The sequence below is a fragment of the Streptomyces lusitanus genome, from assembly GCF_042647945.1.
GTDB classification, from domain to species: domain Bacteria; phylum Actinomycetota; class Actinomycetes; order Streptomycetales; family Streptomycetaceae; genus Streptomyces; species Streptomyces pseudogriseolus.
In genome coordinates this window covers 1-15,847 of sequence record NZ_JBHRWL010000035.1, presented here as the reverse complement: position 1 = coordinate 15,847, position 15,847 = coordinate 1, and the positions used below count along the sequence as shown (strand labels likewise).

General features: G+C 73.3%; 9 protein-coding genes. 3 read left to right on the top strand and 6 right to left on the bottom strand.

Annotated elements, in window-relative coordinates; genetic code table 11:
- Window positions 1-810: 810 nt before the first annotated feature.
- Both ACFOSY_RS34145 and ACFOSY_RS34140 read right to left on the bottom strand, forming a co-directional pair.
- Complete coding sequence (locus ACFOSY_RS34145; RefSeq protein ID WP_394314554.1) at window positions 811-2,862, bottom strand: phosphocholine-specific phospholipase C; 2,052 nt, start codon at window positions 2,860-2,862, stop codon at window positions 811-813.
- A gap of 779 nt (window positions 2,863-3,641) precedes the next feature.
- Entirely contained in the window at window positions 3,642-4,268 is a 627-nt protein-coding gene (locus ACFOSY_RS34140; RefSeq protein WP_394314551.1) for a TetR/AcrR family transcriptional regulator, read from the bottom strand.
- 136 nt (window positions 4,269-4,404) lie between these two features.
- Here ACFOSY_RS34140 and ACFOSY_RS34135 point away from each other — a divergent pair, with 136 nt between their 5' ends.
- The 3 genes from ACFOSY_RS34135 (at window position 4,405) to ACFOSY_RS34125 (ending at window position 11,359) form a co-directional block, all read left to right on the top strand.
- Entirely contained in the window at window positions 4,405-5,538 is a 1,134-nt protein-coding gene (locus ACFOSY_RS34135) for an FAD-dependent oxidoreductase (protein ID WP_394314549.1), read from the top strand.
- Between the two features lie 461 nt (window positions 5,539-5,999).
- Window positions 6,000-6,311 (top strand): hypothetical protein, encoded by a 312-nt coding sequence (locus tag ACFOSY_RS34130; RefSeq protein ID WP_394314547.1) that lies wholly within the window; start codon window positions 6,000-6,002, stop codon window positions 6,309-6,311.
- A 1,655-nt stretch (window positions 6,312-7,966) separates the two neighbouring features.
- The gene (locus ACFOSY_RS34125; protein ID WP_394314545.1) at window positions 7,967-11,359 is read left to right on the top strand and encodes an alpha-L-rhamnosidase; all 3,393 of its coding nucleotides are present in this window, start codon (window positions 7,967-7,969) and stop codon (window positions 11,357-11,359) included.
- Window positions 11,360-11,757: 398 nt separating this feature from the next.
- Here ACFOSY_RS34125 and ACFOSY_RS34120 read toward each other — a convergent pair whose 3' ends face one another.
- From ACFOSY_RS34120 to ACFOSY_RS34105, 4 genes are all read right to left on the bottom strand, one after another.
- Window positions 11,758-13,056, bottom strand: a complete 1,299-nt coding sequence (locus ACFOSY_RS34120) for an MFS transporter (protein WP_394314543.1) — start codon at window positions 13,054-13,056, stop codon at window positions 11,758-11,760.
- Window positions 13,053-13,592 carry an ArsR/SmtB family transcription factor gene (locus ACFOSY_RS34115; protein WP_394314540.1) on the bottom strand — a complete coding sequence of 180 codons (540 nt, stop codon included), beginning with the start codon at window positions 13,590-13,592 and terminating at the stop codon, window positions 13,053-13,055. Before ACFOSY_RS34115 ends, ACFOSY_RS34120 begins: the two co-directional genes overlap by 4 nt.
- Window positions 13,593-13,806: 214 nt before the next feature.
- Window positions 13,807-15,117 (bottom strand): SWIM zinc finger family protein, encoded by a 1,311-nt coding sequence (locus ACFOSY_RS34110; protein WP_394314536.1) that lies wholly within the window; start codon window positions 15,115-15,117, stop codon window positions 13,807-13,809.
- On the bottom strand, window positions 15,114-15,847 hold a 734-nt coding region (locus ACFOSY_RS34105; protein WP_394314530.1), incomplete at its 5' end, for a DEAD/DEAH box helicase. The genes ACFOSY_RS34110 and ACFOSY_RS34105, both read right to left, overlap by 4 nt.

Below are 15,847 nucleotides of genomic sequence, written 5' to 3'. Positions count from 1 at the left end.
GCTGCCCAAGAGCAAGACGGCGGGTCAGATGAGGCGGGCGGTCCCTCCATGCGAACTGGCGGATCCTAACGGCTGACTGCCGTCCAGACAGTGAGACACACAAAGTGGCAACACGTCAGCACGGGCCAATGACACCTGGCGCTCCACCTACGCCCTGCGCGAGGCACTATCCGGCCACGCTCGCGCCCGCAACGCCGTCCTGGACTCCGGATGGAGCAGCTACCGCCTTACAGCGCCGCACTTGTCACCCTTGGCGAGGTGATGACCCGGTGGATCACACGCCGAGGCAGTGTTCGGCCTTCCCTCGCAGCTCGGAGCCGAACGTCCTTGCCCGGTCGCGCCATCGACAGATACGAACCGTCCGGAAGGTCTTCCTGAGCGGTGCCGAGGTGGTTGGACTGGAGCCTGACCAGCAGATCCGCGCCCGCCGCGGTGACGACGTGAGCGAACTCGACCGACCAGCAGCCGCGGTCGGCGAGGACCACCGCCCCTGACCTGTGGGATTGCAAAGGTGACACCGCCGGTGGTGGAGAGGCCGTCGCTCGGCCCGGTCGTGCTTGGCTATCGGTGCGTCCACTGGCTCAGCGGTGAGCACCTTCGTCAGGATTGCGATCCGCACGCGCTGGCCCGCGCCCCGTCACACGTGGGGCAACGGTCCTTGCAACTCGAAGGTAACTGTATTGGCCCGAGTTGGGCCCCGGGTGTCTGGTTTCCGGGGCCCGTGACGTGTCCGTGTGCTGGGGCCGGTGTTGGCCGCGGGTGGGCCGGTGTGGGTGCTCCGGGCGCACGGTGCGGGGGGGCTCGCCTGGGTTATGCGGTGATGATCGCTGGGTCGCTTACGCCCGGTTGTCCGTTTTCGACGTGGCCCGCGAACCGGCGCAGGAAGGTGTTGTCGTTGTCGGCGGTGACGGTCAGGTCGTACCAGCGGCGGTTTTTGGTGAGGTCGACGGTTCGTCGTACGGTCGTGCCCGGGCGGATGGTGACGGTGGAGGGTTTGCCGCCGTAGGCGTCGGTGATCCGCAGTCGGGTGGTGCGGGTGCCTGTGTGGGTGAGGGTGAGTTGGAGGTGGTCGCCTCGGTGGCGGGCGGTGACCTCGCAGCCGGCTGTGGTGTTCGAGCCTTTGAAGACGCGCATGAAGCCGTTGGGGCCGTGCACGGTCAGGTCGTAGGAGCCGGCGGAGTAGGCCGTGTTCCAGGTGTCCTTCAGGGTTCTGCCCGCTTCGGTGGTGTAGGTCCAGGGGCCGTCGGTGCGGTTGGTGGAGGTGACGTGGAAGGCGCCGCCGGCTTTCGGTCCGGAGGCGAAGGTGAGGGTGAGTGTCCCGGCGGCCGTGTCGACGACGGCGTCGACGTGCGGGGCGTATTTCAGCGGGCGGGTGCGGCGCAGTCCGCGTTCCTGCCGGGGCATGCGGGGGTCGGCGGGCGGGGTGGGCCTGTAGTCGGGGTGGCGTTCGCGGTCTTGCGGCTCGTAGGTGTCGGTGGCGGGCAGCGGGGTGGGGCGTGTGTCCGTGCGGGAGAAGTCGAAGGCGGTTGTCAGGTCACCGCAGATCGCCCGGCGCCAGGGTGAGATGTTGGTTTCGCGTACGCCGAAGCGGCGTTCCATGAATTGCAGGATCGAGGTGTGGTCGAGGGTTTCGGAGCAGACGTAGCCGCCTTTGCTCCAGGGTGAGACGACGAGCATCGGTACGCGTGGGCCCAGCCCGTAGGGGCCGGGCGTGGTGCGGCTGTCGCCGGGGAAGAGGTCGGGGGTGACGTCGACGGTGGACAGGCCGCGGGAGGCGTCCTTGGGCGGCAGTGGCGGCACGATGTGGTCGAAGAAGCCGTCGTTCTCGTCGTAGGTGATGAGCAGGGCGGTCTTCGACCAGACGTCGGGGTTGGAGGTGAGGGCGTCCAGGACTTGGGCGATGTACCAGGCGCCGTAGTTGGAGGGCCAGTTGGAGTGTTCGGAGAAGGCTTCGGGGGCGGCGATCCAGGAGATCTGGGGTAGTTTTCCGGCCTGGACGTCGGCGCGCAGGTGGTCGAAGTAGCCGTCGCCGTTCTTGACGTCGGTGCCGGTGCGGGCTTTGTCGTACCAGGGGTCGCCGGGCTGGGCGTTGCGGTATGTGTCGAAGTAGAGCAGGGAGTTGTCGCCGTAGTTGCCTCGGTAGGCGTCTTGGATCCAGCCCCAGGAGCCGGCTGCGTCGAGGCCGTCGCCGATGTCCTGGTAGATCTTCCAGGAGATGCCGGCCTGCTCGAGGCGTTCGGGGTAGGTGGTCCAGCCGTAGCCGAGTTCGGCGTTGTCCAGGACTGGGCCGCCGCCGCTGCCGTCGTTGCCTGTGTAGCCGGACCACATGTAGTAGCGGTTGGGGTCGGTGGAGCCGATGAACGAGCAGTGGTAGGCGTCGCAGATGGTGAAGGCGTCGGCGAGGGCGAAGTGGAAGGGGATGTCTTCGCGGGTCAGGTAGGCCATGGTGGTGGTGCCTTTGGCGGGCACCCACCGGTCGTAGGTGCCTGCGTTGTAGGCGTGCTGGCCGTCGGGCCAGGAGTGCGGCAGGCCTTCCAGGAACTGCATGCCGAGGTCGTCGGCGTCCGGGTGGAAGGGCAGAAGTTCCGTGCCGTCCTTGGGCTGGTGCCAGATTGGTTTGCCGTTGGGCAGGGTGACCGGGCGGGGGTCGCCGAAGCCGCGGACGCCTCTGAGGGTGCCGAAGTAGTGGTCGAAGGAGCGGTTCTCCTGCATGAGGACGACGATGTGCTCGACGTCCTCGATCGACCTGGTGCGGTGGTTCGCCGGGAGGGCGGCGGCGCGCTGGATGCTGGCGGTCAGGGCGCTGAAGGCCGTGGTGGCGCCCGCGAGTTGGAGAAAGCGGCGCCGGTTGACGTCGGGCATGTGGGACAGCCTCTCATCCTGGGGTGCGGGCGGCTGGAGGGTGACGGTAGCTGGGCGGAAGGAGTGTTTCAGGGACACCGAACGCCTTGGAAGGGGCGTGTGACAGGGGTGTGAAGGTCGCGGGTACGGAGGGTGCGGCGGTGCCGCTCGCCGGGGAGGGTGCGGCAGTGCGCTCGCCGGGGAAGGCGCAGCAGTGACCTCGGCGCGGGGGATTGCGGGGTGTGACGAGGACGCGGGGCCAGTGCGTGTCGGCGCTGGTGGGCGGGTTGGCCGCCGCGTGCCGGCTTCGGCGTCGCGGCGTGGTGGGCGGAGGCGCTGGGTGGTGGGTGGAGGCGCTGGGTGGCGGGCGGGTGAGCGGCTGGGGCCGGTGGTGCCGTTCGTGCTCGGGGCCGTGCCGAGCCGGGGGCCGTGCCGGGGCTCGGCGTGCTGCGTCGGCGCCCCGTGCAGTTCGCCGTCGCTGCCCGAGCGCGTGATGAGTGTCCGGTTCCTTGTGCGGCCCGGCGCCTTCCGGGGTGCAGGCGGCCCGGGTGTCCCGCCTTCCACGAGCGTGCGGCTCTCCTTCGCCGCGGTCCGCTCGGGGCTTCTCTCGGCGTGGGTCGTGCGGCCGGCCTCGCCACAGCGTCATCTGGGTCCCGGTCGTCGGTCACGGGGGTCACCGGGTGCTGTGCGGCGTGGGAGGCGGCGGCCCGGCCGAGGGCCTGCGTCCGGCTGGCTGTCCGGGTTGCTGAGGACGGGTACGGAGGCGCCTTTGATCAGCTAGGCGTTTCCGAGCGGCACGCTCAGGTGTCCTTCCTGGTGAGGGCCACCCAGCCGTGTTCCAGCAGGGTGAAGGCGCTGATGAGCGCCTTGCGGGGGTCGGTGTGGCCGTATGCGGCGCGGGGGGCTTCGAGGGCGAAGTGGGCCAGGGCCAGGCAGGCGGGGTCGTCGGCGGGGCGGCCGCTTTCCTCGGCGATGACGCGGGCGAGGGCGGTGGTGTGACGCAGCCACATGTTCTGGCCGTAGTCGCGCAGGGCGGGGGTGGAGATCACCAGGTGGCGGAAGGCGGCGAGGCGGTCGTCGCCGTCGGGGGTGATCAGGCGCGAGGCCAGGGCGTGGGCGCGCAGGGCGGCCGGGATGCTCTGGCTGACGGGGCGTTCACGGACGGCGGTGAGCAGGCGTTCTTCCTGGTCGTCGTCCTCGTCGAAGACGAGGGCCTCCTTGACCGGGAAGTGCTTGAAGAGTGTCGTGGTGGAGACGTCGGCGGCGTCGGCGATCTCGCGGATGCCGACCGCGTCGTAGCCGCGTTCCAGGAACAGGCGCAGGGCTGCGTCGGCGATGGCCTGGCGTGTGGCGGCTTTCTTGCGTTCGCGGCGTCCCAGGGGGGCGGGGGGCGTGTCCGGTGCGGGGGTGGGGGTGGTTTGGGGCATGGCGGCATCCTACCCGCCCGGTTGACCGGGTTTAAAAGTTGAGTTGTTGCACTTGTTTAGTTGTTGTGTTTTTGTGGGTGCGGTGGCCGTGAGACACCGACCCCGGCCGCCGTCCCGCCCACGAACGGAGCCCGACATGACCACCACTCCCCCGCCCCGCATCGCCGTCGTCGGCGCCGGTCCCGGCGGTCTGGCCTGCGCCCGCATCCTGGCCCGGCACGGCATCACCGCTACCGTCCACGACCGCGACGCCGGGCCCGGTGCCCGGGACCAGGGCGGCACCCTCGACCTGCACGCCGACAACGGCCAGATCGCCCTGCGCGAGGCCGGACTGCTGGAGGAGTTCTTCCAGCTGGCCCGCCCCGAAGGGCAGGAGATGCGGCAGCTCGATCCGTCCGGCCGGGTCCTGTTCCACCATGTGCCCGAGCCGGACGAGCGGTTCAAGCCGGAGATCGACCGCCGCCGGCTGCGCGACCTGCTCCTTGCGTCACTGCCGCCCGGCACCGTGCGCTGGGGCCACACCCTGCGTGCCGTCACCGGGCCCGCCGACGGCCCCCGGCAGCTGCACTTCGCCGACGGCACCACCGTGGAATGCGACCTCGTCATCGGCGCCGACGGCGCCTGGTCCGCCGTCCGCCGCGCCGTCTCCCACGCCACACCCCGCTACACCGGCATCAGCTTCCTGGAAGCGTGGTTCCACGACGTCACCGCACGCCACCCCGGCATCGCCGGACTCGTCGGGCAGGGCAGCGCCGCGGCCGCCGACGGCGAGCGCGGCCTGTTCGCGCAGCGCAACGGCGGCGACCACATCCGCGTCTACGTCATCCAGCGCGCCGCCGCCGACTGGATCACCGCCGCCGGCCTCGACCCGCGGGACACCGGCCGCGTCCGCGCCGTGCTGCTGGAACGCTTCCGTGACTGGTCACCGCGTATGCGCCGGCTGATCGGCGACAACGACGGCCCCTACACCGACCGCCCGATCCACGCCCTGCCCCCCGGCCACACCTGGCGGCACAGCCCCTCCGTCACCCTCCTCGGGGACGCCGCCCACCTCATGCCGCCGCTCGGCGTCGGCGTCAACCTCGCCCTGCTCGACGCCTGCGAACTCGCCCTCGCCCTCGCCCGCCACGACACCGTCGGCCAGGCCGTCCGCGCGTACGAGGACACCATGCTCCCCCGCTCCGCCGAAACCTCCCGGCTCCTCGACGGCGCCGTCCACGACCTGGTCTCCACCGAACTGCCCGACTTCGCCGCCGCCGGCCCCCGGTGACTCCCGCCCGGAAGATCCTCCGCAGAGGGCATCAAGGCCCCGCCGTTCCGGCGGGACCCCGGTGTGTGTCTCGCACCGGGACGGGGAGTGGCAGGCGGGCCGTGCCGGCATGTTCGGCCGCAACAGCACGGTGAACGTCCGGCGCTGCCGGCGGGCACGCCCAGGCTGCCGCCCGTCCTCACCGACACCCGGCCCACCGCATCACGCCGGGCCCGGCCCGGCCGCCGCGAGCGGGCCGGCCGAACGGCCCGGTACCGGCCGCCGCGACGGACAGCTCCCACAGGCATGCGGCCGGGCCACCGCCCACAGCATGCTGCGGTGGTGGGCCGGACCGCCGCACCGGCCCTCACCCGCCGGGGACCCGCGCCACCCCGCACCCCCGGGCACAGCCCGCCACCATCCGGCCACAAGCGCACAGGCGCCGCCCACAGGCCGCCTCGCGGCACCCCCGGGACGGGCTCTTGGAACCCCTGCCGATCACCGATCCCCCGGCTGTCCAGCCGGCCCACACCCACCCGCTCACGGCGTGCCGGATCCTGCTGGAGACGGGTGAAGATGCTCCCCGGGTGCCCGGCGAACGCCCGGAGGCCGTCCTCACGCCCCAGGGCGTCCAGATGAACGACGAACGGCACGCCGGCGGTCGCGGACCGACCCTACGACTGCCAGCGGCCGCCACCGGCACGCAAACACGGATCGCACCGGCAAACACCGCCGGGCACGCCGCCCCCGGCCCGCTCACCGACTTCCTCGTGCAGCGCGCCGCCGTGCCGTGAACGGCCGAGCCGCACGACGACGACACAGGCCCCCCAAACGCTCGCGCAGGAGCGGACACAGCTCGCCCGCCAACATGACATGCCCGCAGTGACCGACGGCCGGCCGGCACTCCCAGCCGGATCCCACACGCCGCTCCGACGCGGCCACCACCCCCGCAACAGCCCCCGGCCACACCCAAGGCGCGGCGCGCCCCGCCCGCCAAGACGAGGCCGGTCCGGCCGGCCGGCTCCCGGACACACGCGGCGGCGGCACAGACGCCGCCGAGGCCGGCACGATCCACAGGGACGATGCCGCACGAGGGGCGAAAACCGCCGCGAGCACCTCGCAGGACCGTTCACACCGACACGCGGGAACGATGAACGATGACCCGCACCCGGCAACCGCCAGCGCCCCCGCGCGGCCTCCAGGGCCCCGCATGGTCTCCAGGGCCCCCGCGTGGCCGCCAGGCCGAGTCCGGCAACTGCCGCCCGTGACGCCGGCGGTCCCGTGACGCCGGCGGTCCCGTGACGCCGGCGGTCCCGTGACGCCGGCGGTCCCGTGCCGACGGCGGTCCCGTGCCGACGGCGGTCCGTGCCGACGGCGGTCCGTGCCGACGGCAGTCCGCCCGGAGCCGACCCGGGGTCGGCGCCCGCCACGACCTGCACGGCCGCGGACGCAGCGGAGAAAGGGGAGGTGACCGGGTGCTGTCCGGCAGCGGTTCGCGTGCCCATGCCCGGCACGCCGAGAGCCGACGGGAGGTCCAGAGCAAGCCCCGCGGCATCCCGCACGGCCAGATCCTGGCGTGACCCGCACAGCCAAACCCCAAGGTGACCCGCACGGCCAAGCCCCAAGGTGACCCGCACGGCCAAGCCCCAGGGTGACCCGCACGGCCAGGCCCCAGGGTGACCCGCGCGGCGACGGCCGAACCCCTTCCCGCACCGCCCGGCACCGGCGAGGCGGCCGACCGCACCCATCGCAGCGTCCCCACGCCGCGCTTCCACGAGCGCGAGGGACTGCTGACCGGCCCCGCCCCCCGCACCGCCGGCGCACGCCGCCCCCGCAGTCCCGCCGGCGTCGAGCGGCTGGGGAACCGCGTGCGACTGCGGAAGTCCGGGATGCCCGCCCCTCGCCGAGCCGGAACCGTCCTGCCGCACCGGTCCGGCAGGGCCCGGGCGAGAAGGCGGAACGGCTGCGGCTCCTCGATGCCCGCCGGCACCGGGTCCAGGACCCGATCCGCACCCCCTGATGAGTGCCGCACCACCATCGCCCGCAAGGCCGGCGCCAACGCCCGGCACATCGCACGCGGAACCCCAGCCCGCCTGCAGGACCCCGCAACCGCCGCGTACGGAACCGCTCCCCCGGCAAGCAGACCCGGCGAACGGAAGAAAAAGGGGGCCGCAACGGCAGTCGGCGGCCGCACGCGCCGCTCATTGAAACCGTTCAATGAAAGTCTCCCGCTCCGGCCCTCCCGCCTGCCGCGGGACCGGCCGCCGGCTTCCCCCGCCCACGGGCGCGGACAGGCCGGCGAGGTCAACACCCCTACGCAGCAAGCGCTTACAGGCCTCGCCGTGCCGATTTCGGCTCGCACGCCTCATTGACCCCCTGCGTCTTCGCCTCTACGGTGGCCACGCCCACACGGTTTGAAACGATTCAAATCTACCTGCGAGGTGGCGTAGTGATCAGTCGTAGGAACGTCCTGGCGAGCACCGCGGCCGCGGTCGCCGCCTCGGCCGTCGGGGCCGGGGCGGCGCAGGCCGTGCCCGTGCCCTTTGCCGCCGCACCGGCGGGCGGGCGGGCCGCGCCTGTGAGGATCACCGGCCCCACCGTCGAGTACGCCCGGCATCCGCTGGGCCTCGACGAGCCCCGCCCGCGGTTCAGCTGGCCCATGGCGTCGCACGAGCCGGGCGTGCGGCAGAGCGCCTACCAGCTGCGGGTGGCCACCGGCGTGTCCGCGCTGGCGCGTCCCGACGTCTGGGACAGCGGCCGGGTGGTGTCGGAGGAGTCGGTCCTCGTCCCGTACGCGGGGCCCGAACTGCGCCCGCGGACCCGGTACTTCTGGAGCGTGCGGGTCTGGGACGGGCAGGGCAGGGTCTCGGGGTGGAGCGAGCCGGCCTGGTGGGAGACCGGCCTGATGAGTACCGGGCAGTGGTCCGCGCGGTGGATCTCCGCCCCCGCGGAACTGACCGACGCGCCGTCCTTCGAGGGCGCCAGCTGGATCTGGTTTCCCGAAGGCGACCCGGCGAGCAGCGTCCCGGCCGCGGCCCGCTGGTTCCGGCGCAGCGTGGACCTGCCCGGGGACATCACCTCGGCCACCTTGGTGATCACCGCGGACAACGCCTACTCCGCGTCCGTCAACGGCCGCGAGGTGGCCCGCACCGACCTGGCCACGGACAACCAGGACTGGCAGCGGCCCGCCGTCGTGGACGTCTCTCGCCAGGTGACGTCCGGGAACAACGTCATCGCGGTCGAAGCGGTCAACGGCACCGAGGGGCCGGCCGGTCTGCTCGCCGTTCTCGTCGTGCGCACGGACGCCGGTGAGCGGCGGATCGTGACGGACTCCGGCTGGAGGACCACCGGCCAGGAACCCGCCGGGGACTGGCGGGGCGCCGGGTTCGACGACACGGGGTGGGCGGCGGCGCGGGAGGCGGCGCCGTGGGGGGCGGGGCCGTGGGGGGCGGTCACGCCCGCCCTGCACGCGGTGACGCTGCTGCGCCGCGAGTTCTCCCTGCGGCGGACGAAGGTACGGCGGGCGCGGCTGTATGTGACCGCGCTCGGGCTGTACGAGGCGCATCTCAACGGTGTGCGGGTGGGGCGTGACCAGCTGGCGCCCGGGTGGACGGACTACCGCACACGGGTGCAGTACCGGACGCACGACGTCACGGAGCTGGTGCGGTCGGGCGGGAACGCTCTCGGGGTGCATCTCGCGCCGGGCTGGTACGCGGGCAACGTCGGCATGTTCGGGCCGCACCAGTACGGCCGGCGCCCCGCGCTGCTGGCGCAGCTGGAGGTCGAGTACGGCGACGGGACGGCGCAGCGGGTGGTGTCCGACACCGGCTGGTCCGCCTCCAGGGGGCCGGTGGTCGCGGCGGATCTGCTGGACGGGGAGACCTACGACGCCCGCAGGGAGACTCCCGGATGGGCCCTGCCGGGGTTCGACGACGCCGGCTGGCTGCGCGCGGGCGAAGCGGACGGAGTGCTGCCCGAGCGGGTGGTGGCGCAGGTGGACGCGCCGGTGCGGGTCGTTGAGGAGCTGACGCCGGTCGGGGTCGGTGAACCGCGGCCGGGGGTGTTCGTCTTCGACCTGGGCCGGAACATGGTCGGTTCGGTACGGCTGCGGGTGAGGGGTGCGGCGGGCACGGTGGTGCGGCTGCGGCACGCCGAGGTGCTCCAGGCGGACGGCACCGTGTACACGGCGAATCTGCGGACCGCGAGAGCGACCGACACATACGTCCTCAAGGGAGACGGGACCGAGACGTGGGAGCCGCGCTTCACCTTCCACGGCTTCCGCTACGTCGAGGTCACCGGGTTCCCCGGCAGACCCACCGTGCGGGCGGTGACCGGGCGGGTCATGCACACCGACGCGCCGGCCACACTCACCTTCGCCACCGACTCGCCGATGCTCAACCAGCTGCACAGCAACATCACCTGGGGACAGCGGGGGAACTTCCTGTCCGTCCCGACCGACACCCCGGCCCGCGACGAACGCCTGGGATGGACCGGCGACATCAACGTCTTCGCGCCCACCGCCGCGTACACGATGGAGTCGGCGCGTTTCCTGGCGAAGTGGCTCACCGACCTGCGGGACGCACAGACGGCGCAGGGCTCCTTCACACACGTGGCGCCCGACGTCGGGCGGCTCGGTGACGGCGCGGCCGGCTGGGGCGATGCGGGGGTCACCGTGCCCTGGGCGCTGTACCAGGCGTACGGGGACGTGCGGGTCCTTCAGGACGCGTGGCCGTCGGTGACGGCCTGGCTGGGCTACCTGGAGAGGCACAGCGAGCGTCTGCTGCGGCCGGCGGAGGGGTTCGGCGACTGGCTGAACGTCGACGACGAGACCCCCAAGGACGTCATCGCCACCGCCTACTTCGCCCACGCCGCGGACCTCACCGCGCGGATGGCGCGTGAGCTCGGCCGGGACCCCGCCCCCTACGAGGACCTGTTCGGGCGGGTGCGGGACGCCTTCGTCGGGGCGTACGTCGACGCGGCCGGGCGGGTCAAGGGCGACACCCAGACCGCGTACGTCCTCGCCCTGTCCATGCGGCTCATGCCCGAGCCGCTGCGGGACGCGGCGGCCGGCCGGCTCGTGACGCTCATCGAAGCGCGCGGCGGACACCTGTCGACCGGTTTCCTCGGCACGCCCAGGCTGCTGCCCGTCCTCACCGACACCGGGCACACCGACGTCGCCTACCGGCTCCTCACCCAGCGCACCTACCCCAGCTGGGGCTACCAGATCGACCGCGGCGCGACGACCATGTGGGAACGCTGGGACTCCCTCAAACCCGACGGCACCTACCAGGACCCGGGCATGAACTCCTTCAACCACTACGCCTACGGATCGGTGGGCGCATGGATGTACGCCCACATCGCAGGCATCGCCCCAGGACGGCCCGGATACCGCGAAATCACCGTCCGGCCCCGTCCCGGCGGCGGCATCCAACAGGCACGCGCGACACTCACCTCGGTACGAGGACCCATCTCCACCCGGTGGAAGCAACAGAACGGACGCTTCCAGCTGACATGCTCCATACCCGTCAACACCACCGCCCGCGTATGGATACCAGCGTCGGCGACGGACCACGTCCAGCACACCAGCACAGGTGGGGAGACGGGCACGGGTGCCGGTGCGGGCGCGGGTGCCGGTGCCGGTGCGGGCGCGGGTGCCGGTGCCGGTGCCGGTGCGGGCGCGGGTGCCGGTGCCGGTGCGGGCACGGGCGCCGGTGCCGGTGCGGGCACGGGCGCCGGTGCGGGGGCAGGTACGGGCACGGGGGTGGGGGTGGTGCCGGTGGGATACGAGGACGGGTGCCAGGTGTTCCGGGTGGGGTCCGGGACCCACCGGTTCGTGGTCTGAACACCGGCCGGGGACTGAACACCGGCCGGGGGTTTGGACTCCGGCCGGGGGTTTGGACTCCGTGGGTGGTGCGAACTCCGGTCGGTGATGCGGGCGTTCAGGTTCGGGCGGGCGTGCGAGTCCGGTCCGGTCCGGGCGTGCGGGGCCGGTCCGGGCGTGCGGGGCCGGGACCGGGCGTGCGGCGGGACCGGGACCGGCGGGGCCACGGTGGCGGGACCGGGACCGGCGGGGCCACGGTGGCGGGACCGGGACCGGCGGGGCCACGGTGGCGGGACCGGGCGGACGAGTGTCCCCCCCCCGGCCCCCCGGCCGGGCGGGCAGACGGTCCCGCCGCTCGCTGCCCGCCCCCTGCGCGGGCCTGGTACCCGGCGTGGTGCGGCAAGCCGTCGCAGCAGGCGTCACACCACCCCGGATGCCTCCTCCTCGGCGGGTTCCCCGGGAGCCGGCTGATCCGGGACGCCGGCCCGGGCTGCGGCCCGCAGCGCCGCTTCGACCCGGCGGTCGCTCGTCATCGACGCCGTGACGGCCGTCATCGCCAAAAGGAGGCCGGCGGCGGCGTAGAGAGGGGCGCGGATGCCGCAGGCGGTGGCCAGCCAGCCGCCGAGGAAGGCACCTGCGGGGGCCGCGCACATGGCGAGCATGCGGGAAGTGGAGGCGACCCGGCCCATGAGGCCGGCCGGGACGATCGCCTGCCTCAGGGACGGCGCGAGCACCATCGTCGCGCCCATGGCAGCCCCGCAGACGGCGAGTGCCACCCCGGCCGCGTACGGGTCCGGGGCGGCGGCCAATCCCAGAACGGCAAGCCCTTCCACCGCGGCCGTGCAGGTCAGCGCGGTGCCGGTACCGAGGCGCCGGGCAAGGCGGGAGGCGATACCCGCACCGAGCAGGCCCCCGGCGGCCTCCGCCGTGAGAAGCAGACCGAAACCGTGAGCGCCGATACCGAGGCGGTCATGCGCGAACAGAGCCAGGACGGTCTCCACGGCGAGGAAAGCGACATTCCCGACCGCCGGGCGCAGCGCCAGGCCGAGCAGCAGCCGGTCCCGGACCACGTACGAGGCGCCGGCCCGCGCCTGCCGCAGCAGCGGCTCGCGGGTCTCCTCCGGGGCGGGCCGGGGCGTGGCGGGCAGCGTGCGTACGAGCAGCGCGGACAGCGCGAAGGACACCGCGTCGGCGAGCAGCGGGACCGCCCGCCCGAGGGTGAGGAGGGCGCTGCCCGCGGGGGGTCCGGCGAAGCCGGACATGGCGGTCTGGGCTCCGCGCAGGCGGGAGTTGGCGCGCTCCAGGAGTGCGGGGTCGCGGTGGAGGAGGTCCGGGAGGTAGGCGGTGGCGGCGGTGTCGAAGAACAGCTGGCCCAGGCCGAGCAGGAAAGCGACGGCCGCGAGCAGCGGGATGCTCAGGACGTCGAGGACGGCTGCCGCCGCGGGTATCGCGAGCAGGAGCGCGCGGGCGGTGTCAGCGAACTGCATGGTGCGGCGGCGGTCCCAGCGGTCCACCAGCGCTCCGCCGAGCACGCCGAAGAACAGCCAGGGCAGTGTGCCGGCGGCCGTGACGGCGGCGAGCGCCATCGGGTCCCGCGTCAGCGTCAGCGCGAGCAGCGGCAGCGCGGCATGGGTCACCCCGTCGCCGAGGGAGGAGACCGTCTGCGCGGTCCACAGCCGCCCGAACCCTGCCGGTAACGTCCCGGTGTCGAGGGTCATTCGGTGTCTCCTCCGGCCTGCCGGTGCGGTGCCGGACGGAAGAGGGCGAAGACGAGTGAGGTGTCCGGCAGTGACGGGTCGGACAGTTCCCGGTATTCGTCCGCCAGCGCCTCCAGCCGCGCGCCCAGCTGGGTGAACTGCTCGTCGGTGAGCCGCAGATGCGCCATGCGTACGTGCCGTTCACTGCCCGCCGGGGACGCCTCGAGGTCCGCCACGGCATGCCGCATGAGGACGTCCGGGCCTCCCTCGCCGGGATCGGGCAGCACGATCGACCGCGCGGCCATCGCGTAATAGCGCTCGGTGACCCCGCGCACCTTCCGCATCCGGACCACCTTCACCAGGCCGGCCCGCTCCAGCAGCCGCACGTGATAGCTGGAACTCCCCTTGGCCAGGCCCACCCGCTCGGCGATCTGCGTGATCGTCGCCGGCTCGAAGCGGAGCACGGCCATGATCCGGTGGCGCGTGAGGCTGGAGACGGCGCGCAGCTGCTCGCCGGTGGTGACGTGGAAGGTGTCGGGCAGGTCGTCGGAAGGCATACCAACAATGGTCAACGTTTCTTGACCATTGTGCAAGGGGGCTGCGGGCGGCGTGAGTTCGCCGCGGTGCAACGCGGGGGTGCGGGCGGGTGCGGGTGCGGGGCCGGGCCGGAGGCCGGCCGGAGCCGCACCGCACCCGCCCTCGCACGACGAAAGGCCCGGTGGGCCCGCGCGTGACGCGCGGGCCCACCGGGCCCTGGCCGGGCGGGTCGCCTCACATGTCGTCCGCCAGGCCCATCAGGCCGGCGAGGGTCTCGGCCGGGTCGGCGGACGGGGAGCCGGCGGGCCACCACAGGCCGCCGCGGCGGCGGTAGGGGTACCAGCGGCCGTCGCGGCCCAGGCGGAGCTGGAGGCCGCGGCCGGTGAGCGTCCAGTGGTTGCCGTCGACGTCGACCGGGGGGAGTTCCTCCGTCTCCCAGGCCGCGGCCAGCGCGGTGCGGGCGCGCGCGGTCCGCTGCGCGGGCGGGGTCCAGGGGTGTTCCAGGACGTCCAGGGCGGCCCGGCCGCCGGTGCGCCACGCGGCGGCGGCACGGTCCAGGTCCTCGGCCAGGCGGCCGCAGCCGGCACGGAGCCGCTGAGCCACGCGGGGGCCGGGGTGGGCGGCCGCCAGACGGACCGTGTCCTGCCAGACGTCGAGCGGTCCGGGTGGTGCGGTGCCGAACCCGTGCACATACGCGAGGAGTTCACGGGCGCGCAGGGCCGCGTCCGCGGCGAGCCGGTCCAGCGGGTCGGCCTCGATGCCGGTCAGCGGCTCCTCGGGCGCGGCGGGCACGTCCGGCAGCGGCGGCAGGGCGGGCAGGGGGGTGGCGGGGCGGGCGTAGGCGGCACGCTGGAGGCTGTCGTCGGGGGCTTGCGCCGGCCCGCTCACGGTCTCGTCCCCGGCCCCCGCGCCGTACGCCTCGTCCTTCTCGTCGTCGCCGGCCAACGCCCGCATCAGCAGCGCCGACGTGAGCTCCTCCACCGCCTCCCGGGCGTCGCGGCCGCGGATCAGCAGCAGCAGCCAGGGGTCGGTGTCCAGCAGCCAGGACACCTGGTAGGCGAGGGCGGTGGCGTGGCCGCAGGGGTGGTCGAGGGCGTCACAGCCGCAGCCGGCGTCGAGGTCGCCGTAGCCCGGCAGCATGCGCACCCGGGCATCCTCCACGGCCTCCAGCAGGTCCTCCGGGAGGTCGCCGGCCAGCAGCGCCTCCGTCTCGGCCGGACGCTCGGCGGTCCGCTCCCAGAGCAGGTCCCACTCGTCGTCGTCCAGCACGGTCAGCGTCAGCCGCGTGCGATACGTCTCCTCCCCGCCGTACACCTCCGCGGCCACCCGGCCGGGACTGACCGTGATCGGGCCGATACGGCCGGTACGGGCGAAAGAACGCCCCTTCTTCAGGAGGCCACCCTCCGGCCAGACGTCCTCCACCGCGTCGGCCCACTGCGCGGCCCAGAAGGACCGACCCCGGACCCGGCCGCCCCGGCGTGCCGCGAAAGCGGCAAAACCCCGCGCGCCGCTGCCCCGTGCCCCGCTGCCCCGTGCCCCGCTCATGCCACGCTCCTCAGTTCCACCAGGTTCGCCAGCTCGTCGGTGGTCAGCTCGGTCAGGGCCTGCCCGCCGGAGCCCAGGACGGCGTCGGCCAGTTCCTTCTTCGCCTGAAGCAGGGCCGCGATACGGTCCTCGACGGTGCCCTCGGCGATCAGCCGGTGCACCTGAACGGGCCGGGTCCGGCCGATGCGGTGCGCGCGGTCGGTGGCCTGCGCCTCGACGGCCGGGTTCCACCAACGGTCGTAGTGCACGACATGATCGGCGCGGGTGAGGTTCAGACCGGTGCCGGCCGCCTTCAGCGACAGCAGGAAAACAGGGAACTCGCCACCCTGGAAACGCCGTACGAGTTCCTCACGCCGGGCCACCGGGACACCGCCGTGCAGCAGCGCGGCGGGAGTGCCACGGTCACGCAGATGACGTTCCAGCAGACGGGCCATGGTGACGTACTGGGTGAAGACCAGCACGGCACCGCCCTCGGCGGTGATGCCGCCCAGGAGTTCGTCGAGCAGTTCCAGCTTCCCGGAGCGTCCGGTGAGCGGGGCGCCCTCCTCCTTGAGGAACTGCGCCGGGTGGTTGCAGATCTGCTTCAACCCGGTGAGCAGCTTCAAAACGAGACCGCTGCGCGCGATACCCCCCGCACCGGCACGGATCTCACCCATCACCCTCTCCACCTGCCAGCGGTAAAGCCTCACCTGCTCGACAGTGAGCACGACCGGCCGGTCCGTCTCGATCT